The organism is Actinoplanes sp. NPDC048791 (assembly GCF_040650095.1).
Classification (GTDB): Bacteria; Actinomycetota; Actinomycetes; order Mycobacteriales; family Micromonosporaceae; genus Actinoplanes.
Genome location: NZ_JBEZGQ010001290.1, coordinates 1 through 2046 on the forward strand (window position 1 = coordinate 1; position 2046 = coordinate 2046).

Consider the following 2046-nt stretch of genomic DNA (forward strand, 5'->3'; position numbering starts at 1 on the left):
GCGCAGGCGGTCAGGCCGCCGGCACGGGCTCGCGCGCCTCGGGCTCGGCTCCCTCCGCCGCCGGGGTGGCTGTGTTGTGTTTCAGGGCCAGGTAGAAGCAGAGGATCGCCGGGACCGCGATCAGCAGGACCGGCAGGGCGCTGCCGGTGAGGTAGATCGACACGGCCGTCAGCAGCACTCCGAAGATCATCTCCGCGCGGTTGGCCACCAGCGCCTGGCGCAGGGTGATCCGCTGGTCCTCCTTGGGGGTCACCACGAACACCGACTTGCCGAACGCCGAGGTCACCGAGGCCCGGAAGCTGATGAACAGCATCGAGCCGTACAGCAGGATCGTGTGCAGCAGATACCAGGCCAGGCGCAACTTCGGCATGGCGCGGAAGTGGAAGATCACGTCGTTGAGCATCGGCGCCAGCAGGAACAGCGCCGTCGGGGCGAGCATCCACAGTGGGTATTCGATGCGGTAGCCGAGCACCGGCAGCACCACCACGTGGATCGCCACGTAGATCGAGAACACCGCGGTCAGCGGCAGGTTGTAGGTGAACAGCACGATGTCGAGCTTCTCGAACCAGCTCATCCGCGAGCGCAGGATCACCGCGGTGTAGCGCTTGATGAACTCCATGTTGCCCTGGGTCCACTTCGAGTGGCGCTTCTTGAAAGCCAGGTAGTCGACCGGATACTCCTCCTCGCACACCACGTCGGGCGCGAAGACGGTGAAGTAGCCGACGTCCCGCGCGGCGATCGAGAAGCACAGGTCCTCGGCCACCACGTGCGGGAAGCCACCCGCCGCGGTGTAACACTCGCGGCTGACCATCGCGCCGTGCCCGAGCAGCGACAGGAAGCCGTGCCGGTCCTTGACCGTCTGGTACGCGATCCAGTGCGAGTCCACGCCGATCGAGAACATCCGCATGAACGCGTTGCGGTTGCGGGTGGCGATGTGGTTGGCCTGCACGATGCCCGCGTTCGGGTACGCCGCGAAGTAGTCCAGGCTGCGCCGGATGTAGCCGGGCGGGATGATCTCATCGCTGTCCAGGATGACGAAGTAGTCGTACTCCGCCGTACCCAGGTAGTTGTTGAGATTGCCGGCCTTGAAGCCGGCGCGGTCCGCCCGCCGCACCACCCGCACGCCGTGCTCGGCGCCGAAGGCGTCGACCTGGGCCAGGTATTCCGGCTTGGACGAGTCGTCCAGGATGACCACATCGAAGTTGCCGTAGTCCTGGCGCATGCTGCGCAGCAGGCTGTCGGCGGAGAAGTCGTTGCAGGTGCAGTAGACGAGCACGACCCGTGGCTGGGCCGCCGACGCCCGGTGCGGCACCGGCCGCGACCGCCGGGCCGAGACCAGGTGGTAGTACAGCGTGTAGACGACGTCCTTGGTGCCGTTGAGCCAGAAGTACGCGATGAAGACGGTGCTCGCCACGACCAGCGTGACGATCGGCCAGCCGGCCCGGGTAGCCGCGTCGAGCTGGTCGAGAGAGGTCTCCAGCAGCGCCGCGAGCAGCACCGACCAGCAGCCCAGGATGATCAGGTAGAGCCGGGGGGACTTGGTCATCAGGAGCCGTCCCGTCGCCGCTTGAGCCGGTCGCTGAGGGCCAGGACCGCGCCGATGCCGACGAACAGCGCGCCGCCGACGGTCACCGCCGTCAGGCTCGCGGTCTGCCCGAGAATGGTGATCCCGCTGCCGGTGAGCGCCAATGACGCCGAGTTGTCGTACATGATTGTTCCTCCCCTGGAAGTGACTGCCGGGCTCCACCTTGGACGGGCGATATTAATGGCGGGTAAAACGGTTCGTTCGCCCGCGTTTCACACCGGGGGCGGACCCGCATTGTTTCCCCTGGATGAACTCTGTCAATATTTGACGGCCCGGCCGCCGGGGCAGGTCAGCGGGGTATTGTGGGGCGCACGGAAACGCTGTGTCCATACCGGAGAAATGGCGGCATGACATTTAAGCTGGCCCATGTGTTGACCCTCACACTGGCGGTGCTGCCGCTCACGGCGTGCGGGTCGGACGGCGACCGGCCGGCCCGCGCCTGCCCGGCCGGCACCCCCGCC

General features: G+C 66.7%; 2 protein-coding genes. Both read right to left on the reverse strand.

Features of this window, described 5'->3' with window-relative positions:
• Positions 1-10: 10 nt before the first annotated feature.
• A complete protein-coding gene (locus AB0C29_RS45520; RefSeq protein WP_360834202.1) occupies positions 11-1546 on the reverse strand; it encodes a glycosyltransferase family 2 protein in 1536 nt (511 codons plus the stop codon).
• Positions 1546-1710, reverse strand: a complete 165-nt coding sequence (locus AB0C29_RS45525) for a hypothetical protein (protein ID WP_360834204.1) — start codon at positions 1708-1710, stop codon at positions 1546-1548. Before AB0C29_RS45525 ends, AB0C29_RS45520 begins: the two co-directional genes overlap by 1 nt.
• Positions 1711-2046 lie beyond the last annotated feature (336 nt).